The sequence below is a fragment of the Campylobacter showae CC57C genome, from assembly GCF_000344295.2.
Classification (GTDB): Bacteria; Campylobacterota; Campylobacteria; order Campylobacterales; family Campylobacteraceae; genus Campylobacter_A; species Campylobacter_A showae_B.
In genome coordinates this window covers 1-7,059 of the sequence record NZ_AOTD01000251.1, presented here as the reverse complement: position 1 = coordinate 7,059, position 7,059 = coordinate 1, and the positions used below count along the sequence as shown (strand labels likewise).

Here is a 7,059-nt window from a genome sequence, read left to right as displayed (position 1 = left end):
TTTAAGCCCCTTCTACCTTAACAAGAAAGATTAAATTTGAAATTTGACAAAACCAAATTTAGTACCTTAAAGGTACAGGTCTCGGCGAGTAAAATTTACAAATTTATCGCCCTTTAAAACGACCGATTTATCAAAAAATCAGCCGAATTTAATTAATATTGCGAAATCGAAACAAAAAATAGGATAAAAAATGAACGAAAATTTGATAGCTTACGCCGCGGCGTATCTGCTGGGCGGCATCCCCTCGGGCGTGATTTTGGCTTATATCTTTGGCAGAGTGAACATTAGAAGCGAAGGTAGCGGCAGTATCGGCGCAACGAACGTCCTGCGCGTGCTAAAGCAAAAAGACCCCAAACTCGCTAAAAAAATCGCGATTTTGACCGTTGTTTGCGATGTTTTAAAGGGCGTTTTGCCGATTTTAATCGCGAAATTTGTAGGCCTTGCTCCAGCGACGCTTTGGGCGATGGCGGTACTTTCAGTGCTTGGGCACTGCTATTCGCCGTTTTTAAAATTTGAAGGCGGCAAGGGTATAGCCACTGGTGCGGGCGTTTTGGCGGTTTTTTTGCCGCTTGAAATCATTATCGCGCTTGGAGTTTGGTTCGTCGTGGGCAAGCTGCTTAAGATCTCCTCGCTTGCCTCGCTAGCCGCGCTTGCGGGGTTTATCGTAGCGACTTTTGCGTTGCAGCCGCAGATTCCAGACATCGACTCCTATGCGCCGATATTTTTGATCGCGTTTTTGGTAGTTTATAAGCACCTGCCAAACATAAAACGCTTGATAACAGGGCAAGAAAAGCGCGTAATTTGACTACGATTATCAAAGATTACGAATTTAGTACTATCATCGGACTGCTTGATTTTGAGCGCGTGACGCCGCAGAAGGTAAGAGTGAATGCGGAGTTTGAAAGCGGCGAGTTTATAGACTACGTGGAAATGATAAATTTGATCGAGGAAATTTACGCGCGTGAAAAATTTGGCACCGTGGAGAGCTCGCTTGAAATTTGCGCGAAAAAGTTGAAGGAAAAATTTAGCTCGCTTAGCTTTTTAAAAATGGAAATTTTAAAAATTGAGATCGTCAAAAATGCGACGGTTGGCGCAAGAGCCGAGTTTAAATATTAAATTTTTTTTAAAGTATCTTGAAATCTTGCTTAATTTATGCTACAATCCCAACAAATTACACTGAAGGGAAAAAATGAGAATTTTAATAGTTGAAGATGAGGTAACTCTAAACAAAACCATCGCCGAGGGCTTGCAAGAGTTCGGCTACCAGACCGACAGCTCGGAGAATTTCAAGGATGCCGAATACTACATCGGTATTAGAAATTACGATTTGGTTTTGACTGATTGGATGCTGCCTGACGGCGACGGCGTAGATCTAATCAACATCATCAAACATAAATCTCCGCGCACTGCAGTAGTCGTGCTATCCGCCAAAGACGATAAAGATAGCGAAGTTAAAGCATTTAGAGCGGGTGCGGACGACTATATCAAAAAGGCCGTTTGATTTCGACGTTTTGGTAGCTAGAATCGAAGCAAGACTGCGCTTTGGCGGTACGAACGTTATCAAGATAGACGACCTTATCATCGATCCGGACGAGGAGAAAATCACCTATCTAGGTCAAGATATCGAGCTAAAAGGCAAGCCGTTTGAGGTACTAACTCACCTTGCGCGCCACAGCGATCAGATCGTCAGCAAAGAGCAGCTACTAGACGCGATCTGGGAGGAGCCTGAGCTCGTAACTCCAAACGTAATCGAAGTAGCAATCAATCAAATCCGCCAAAAAATGGATAAACCGTTAAATATCTCGACTATCGAGACGGTCAGAAGACGCGGGTATAGGTTTTGCTTTCCCAAAAAAGCCTAAGATTTAGGTTTATAGTGCAATTAGCATCGGCTTCTACGATGCTAATTCTCATCATCTCCGTTCTTTTATATCAGTATATCAAGGTCACGATATACGAGGGCATCTCGCAATCGCTCGCATACGAAGCTAAAATTTTATCCACGAGCGCAAATTTATCTAAAGTAGAAAAACCGTTTGAGTACTTCACGCTAAACGATAGTCCCACGAGAGCAAAGCTAGTCGAGGGCAAAACGGTATCGCCTTATTTCGTCACGGAAAGGGTGGGACAAAAGACTCATTTGACGTTATTTTATCCATATATGGACGATACTAGCATCGCACTAACTAAAGACACCACTCATCAAAGCAAACTCGTAGATCAAATTCTAATCGATATCATCATGGTAAACGCTACGTCGATACTTTTGATTATTTTTTACGTGCTGTTTTTGTCGCGGATGCTGCTGGTGCCGATTAAAATTTTAAGCAGAAAAATGACGAATTTAAACGAGAGATTTTTACAGGCGGTGAGCCTTGAGGAGCTACCGCCAGAGTTTAAGCCGCTAGGTAAAAGCCTAAACCGCCTAATCGAGCGTATTCAGACGTTCGTGCTTTATCAAAAGGAGCTTTTTGTCGGCGTCGCTCACGAGCTAAAAACGCCGCTAGCGGTGATGAAAACCAAAAACGAAGTGACGCTAATAAAGCCGCGCGAGAGCGAAAAATATATCGAAGCGCTCAAAAACAACAACGAAGCGATCAATCAGATGAACAAAATGATTGGCTCGATCCTAGAGATAGGGCGGCAGGAGGGCGCGCAGTTTGAGGAGGCCGTGCGTATCGACATCATCGAGTTTTTAAATCAATCTGCGAATAATTTTAAAATTTTAGCTCGCGGCGAGGGCAAGGATATAGCGACCGATTTTACGCCTGGCAGTCTTGAGATGACGCTACAAACGACGCTTTTAACGCACGTTATCCAAAATTTCGTCCAAAACGCGATCAAATTTTCTCCTCGCGGCGCCGTGGTTACTCTACGCTCGCGCCTTAGCGAAAACGAATTTATCATCGAGGTCGTAGACGAGGGCTGCGGCATCGACGAGAGCAAGGACCTTTTTGCGCCGTTTAAGCGTTTCGGCGATAAGGGCGGAGCGGGGCTTGGGCTATTTCTAGCTAAGGGCGCGGCTCAGGCTCTGTGCGGCTCGGTGTCTATCAAAAACCGCACCGATGGGCGCAGTGGCGCGGTCTCGACCCTCACTTTAGCGATAAATAAAAATAATAAAGGCAAATAAATGGCAAAACGAACCGCCGTCATAGATCTAGGCTCAAATTCGATGCGAATGGCGATTTTTGAGAGGACTTCGCGTTACGCGTTTCACATCATCGGCGAATTTAAGATGAAGGTCCGTCTGGGCGAGGGCGCGTACGAGCACGGCGGCGAGATAGCCCAAAAGTCGATGCAAAAGGCTTGCGAGGCGCTTAGTGAGTTTAAAAATATCGCACAAAACTACAAATGCACGAAAATTTTCGCCATGGGCACCTCGGCTCTGCGCGACGCTCCAAACGCCAGCGAGCTCATAAGCATGGCGCGCAAAGAGCTTGGGATAAATTTAAAGGTCGTTAGCGGCAAGGATGAGGCGACGTTTGGCGGTGTGGCGGCGTTAAATTTGCTTGAGCCGCTAGAGGAGTTCGTCACGCTTGATATCGGCGGAGGCTCTGCAGAGCTTGCACTTGTTAGTGGCGGCAAGATAACTGACGCCGTGTCGTTAAATTTGGGCACCGTGCGGCTAAAGGAGCTATTTTTCGATAAGAAAAATTTAAACGCCGCAGCGCCCTTTATCAAAGAGGCGTTTAAAAGCTTGCCTAAAAACTTTAAAAGCAAAAATCTAGTCGCCATCGGAGGTAGCCTGCGCGCGATATCTTCAGCCATCATGTCGGCGCAAGACTATCCGCTAAAAACCGTGCATAACTTTGCCTACAAATTTCAAAACCACAAAAACTTCATCGAAAATCTCGCGCGAGCGAGCGTGCTTGAGCTCGGGAAATTTGGCATAAAAAAAGATCGCTTCGATACGATTAGAGAGGGCGCGCTCATATTTTTGGGCGCAGTGGATGCTGTGGGTGCGCAAAACATCTATACTAGCGGCGCGGGCTTTAGAGAGGGCGTGTTTTTGAGCGATATCTTGCGCCCGACGCGTAAATTTCCGCCGAACTTTAACCCGAGCGTGAGGAGTTTGCAGGATAGATTTTTACTAGACGATAACAAAACGATCGTGAAATACGCCAAAGATCTATTTGCCGCGCTAAAGCCGTTGCATGGGCTTGAGGGGCGATACGAGAGCGAGCTGGCTGTCGCTGCTAGATTGCATAGCGTGGCGCAGTGCTTGGGATTTTACGGCGAGCACGCTAGTTCGGCATTTTTCGTACTAAATGCCCTAAACTACGGCTTTTCGCATGCGCAAAAATGCCTAGTCGCCGTGATCATCGCACAAAACGGCAAGAAAACCTCGAGCGAATTTGAGCGATTTAAAAACCTGCTACCGAGCGAGGATGTCGTGCGCTGGCTGAGTTTTATCCTCGCGCTTGCTAAAAACCTCGATGCAAACTGCGCTCATAAGAAGCTGGAGTTTGAGTTTATCAACCATACTTTGCAAATTTACGGCGCTAAGGAGCTGTTTATGGCAAAGGAAAATATCAAAAAAATGACTAAACCGGATACTTTTGCGATCTGTTTTGCGTGAAATTTGTTGGAGGAATTTGATGAAATTTGCCGCAAATTTCATCAAATTTTAAAAAGGCAATTTTAGTCTATACTCGCCTTGTCTTTGTATGCGTCCAGCGTTTGGCGGTTTTCGATGTAGGCGTTTAGCTTTTTCTGATTTTCTTCAAAAAAGCTCTGAAAATCTTGCTCGCTCGTCATCTTTTCTTCGCCGAATTTATCCAAAAGCACGTTTGATGTGCCTGTTAGCACGAGGTAGCGTCTGTCAAGGTGCTGAAAAAGAACGACTTTGTTCGTATCGTCAAGCGGTTTTTCGTAGATTATCTCCACGCCTTCGTCGCTTTTAACCTTCTCAAACCAGCCGTTTTCGCGTTTTGTTTTTATCGTTTTTTGCTTATTTTTTAGCTTTGCCTTGACGAACAAAAGCACAACCAAAAGCAGAGCCAAAACGCCCAAAACCGAGTAATATCTATAATCGATCATATCGCTCATGCCTTGCGTCATAAAATTTACGTCGCCGCTTTGCGCGCCCAAATTTAAGCCAGCACCTTGAGCGGACGGGGTCAAATTTGATGCGTTTTGATCGCCGGATAAATTCGTTGCCTCGGTTATATTTTCTCTAGTTTCTTGCGGCGAGAGTGCGGTTGCGGCGGCTGAGTTTGCCGCATTTTCAGGCGTCACGCGTATGCGCAGGCCAAAGCCGTCGGTGGTTTTTGACGCGCTAACGGTTGCTTGCGCGTCGCTTTTTATCACGAGGGCTAAATTTTGCCCCCTAGGCTCAAACAAAAGCTCTTGCAGTATGCTTGAATTTACGCTTTTTTCAATATTTTGATCGTTTTGTAGGTCTTTAAAGAGTAGAGTTATCGCACCGTCTTTGCGCTCTTGCAGGATCGCTCCGCTATAAGGCGCATCAAAGCTAAGCATGATATCGACGCGGTCGCTGCGCTCGTAGATGTTATACGTGGATAAATTTGAACCCCAAAGCGCTACGAAAAACAACAAAAGCGCGGCGAAAATCCTCATAATTGCTCTCGTTTAAAGTACTGGATGACGGATTTTGAGTCTAGGATTTCATTTATCCTGATGGCGAGGTTTTTTTCGTAGACCATTACTTCGCCCTTGCCAAAAATTCGGTTGTTTATAAAAAGCTCCACGCTCTCGCCTGCAGGCTTTTCTAGATCGATAACCGAGCCTACTTCGAGCTTTAAGAGCTGCTTTACGCTAATAGTCGTAGTGCCGAGCTCCGAGATAAAATCCACTCCGATATCCATCAGCTCATCGTAGCTTTTAAAAAGCCCGCCGCGCTCTTGTAACATCTCCTGAACCCCTTGCAGCGCCGTTTCTACGGCATTTATCTCTTGTAGTTCTTCGCTCATATTTTTTTGTATCCTACTTGAAATGTTCTATTTTTGATTTTATAGACGCGCTTGTCGTCTAGTTTGACATGAAAGCTCGTCCTGCCTAGATACTCCGGAGTGCCTAGTTTATAGGCGTTTGCTTCGCGCTCGTTGAGTAGATTTTTGGCGTAGCCGATTGCGAGATTGGCCACTTCTTTGCAGATATCGCTTAGCTCGTCTTCGGCTAGTTTATCGATGCCAAGGAGCACGCTAGCAAAGCGGTTTAGCGTATCTTTTTTAAAGTAAAGATAAAAGTGAAACTCCTCTTTGCCCTTAAATATCGGCAAGCTCGAGCCGTAAAATTCGCCTTCCGCGCCCTTTGCGCTCTCTACCTTGTAGCCTAGAGTATCCTCGCACAGATGCTTGATCCCAAGCTCCGCAATGTCCATCATCGCGTCGTCCTTTAAACGAAATTTTTTGATTATACTTAAATTTAACGCAAACGCGGCTAAATTTAAAAAAGTTTATTGATTTGCTTTATCAGCTCTTCGCCCTCAAATTTGGCCGTGAGCTTTACTATCTCGGTGCCGATTATCGCGCCGTCGGCATAGGTTTTTACCTCGTCGGCGTCGTTTTTATTTTTCACGCCAAAGCCTACCGCGACAGGCAGATCGCTTCTTTTTTTTAGCCCCTCTACTGGCGCTTTTAGTCGCCCCTCGCTTGCTCGCTGCGAGCCGCTCACGCCGATAGCGCCCAGAGCATAGACAAATCCTGAGCCAAATTTTAAAATTTTATCCGCGCGGTTTTGCGAGGTGACGCTGATTAGCGGGATGAGGTCAAGGTCAAATTTAGCGCACAGCCCAGCTACCTCCTCGCTCTCCTCAAACGGCAGATCAGGGATGATGAAGCCCGCGATACCGACCTCTTTTGAGCGAGCGATAAAATTCTCTACGCCGTAAGCAAACACGATGTTAAAATACACTAAAAACACGACCGGTTTATTTATCTTGCCTTTGCACTCTTCTAGCATGGAAAATATCGCGCTTGTGTTTACGCCCTTCGCGGCGGTTTCAAAGCTAGCTTGCGCGATGAGTTTGCCGTCTGCGAGCGGATCGGAGTATGGGATGCCAAGCTCTAGTAGATCCAGGCAGCTGCCGTCTAAATT

8 protein-coding genes and 1 pseudogene are annotated in these 7,059 nt (G+C 45.9%); 5 read left to right on the top strand and 4 right to left on the bottom strand.

What is annotated here, in order from left to right; translation table 11 throughout:
- The first annotated feature begins 190 nt into the window (after positions 1-190).
- From plsY to H740_RS10300, 5 genes and pseudogenes are all read left to right on the top strand, one after another.
- On the top strand, positions 191-805 hold the full coding sequence (gene plsY, locus H740_RS10320; protein WP_002953700.1) for a glycerol-3-phosphate 1-O-acyltransferase PlsY: 615 nt from the start codon (positions 191-193) through the stop codon (positions 803-805).
- Complete coding sequence (locus H740_RS10315) at positions 802-1,116, top strand: dihydroneopterin aldolase (protein ID WP_002953699.1); 315 nt, start codon at positions 802-804, stop codon at positions 1,114-1,116. Before plsY ends, H740_RS10315 begins: the two co-directional genes overlap by 4 nt.
- Positions 1,117-1,189: 73 nt before the next feature.
- Positions 1,190-1,862: pseudogene (gene hsrA / locus H740_RS10310) on the top strand (homeostatic response regulator transcription factor HsrA).
- A gap of 38 nt (positions 1,863-1,900) precedes the next feature.
- A complete protein-coding gene (locus tag H740_RS10305; RefSeq protein ID WP_002953698.1) occupies positions 1,901-3,130 on the top strand; it encodes a sensor histidine kinase in 1,230 nt (409 codons plus the stop codon).
- On the top strand, positions 3,131-4,579 hold the full coding sequence (locus H740_RS10300) for a Ppx/GppA phosphatase family protein (protein ID WP_002953697.1): 1,449 nt from the start codon (positions 3,131-3,133) through the stop codon (positions 4,577-4,579). It abuts the gene before it with no gap.
- A gap of 62 nt (positions 4,580-4,641) precedes the next feature.
- Here the strand turns inward: H740_RS10300 and H740_RS10295 are convergent, their stop codons facing one another.
- The 4 genes from H740_RS10295 to trpA form a co-directional block, all read right to left on the bottom strand.
- The gene (locus H740_RS10295; protein ID WP_002953696.1) at positions 4,642-5,580 is read right to left on the bottom strand and encodes a hypothetical protein; all 939 of its coding nucleotides are present in this window, start codon (positions 5,578-5,580) and stop codon (positions 4,642-4,644) included.
- The gene (gene fliN, locus H740_RS10290; protein ID WP_034957998.1) at positions 5,577-5,873 is read right to left on the bottom strand and encodes a flagellar motor switch protein FliN; all 297 of its coding nucleotides are present in this window, start codon (positions 5,871-5,873) and stop codon (positions 5,577-5,579) included. Before fliN ends, H740_RS10295 begins: the two co-directional genes overlap by 4 nt.
- Positions 5,874-5,929: 56 nt before the next feature.
- Positions 5,930-6,343 carry a chemotaxis protein CheX gene (locus H740_RS10285; protein ID WP_082420110.1) on the bottom strand — a complete coding sequence of 138 codons (414 nt, stop codon included), beginning with the start codon at positions 6,341-6,343 and terminating at the stop codon, positions 5,930-5,932.
- Between the two features lie 65 nt (positions 6,344-6,408).
- Positions 6,409-7,059, bottom strand: a 651-nt coding sequence (trpA, locus tag H740_RS10280) for a tryptophan synthase subunit alpha (protein ID WP_002953694.1), incomplete at its 5' end; no start/stop codon positions are given.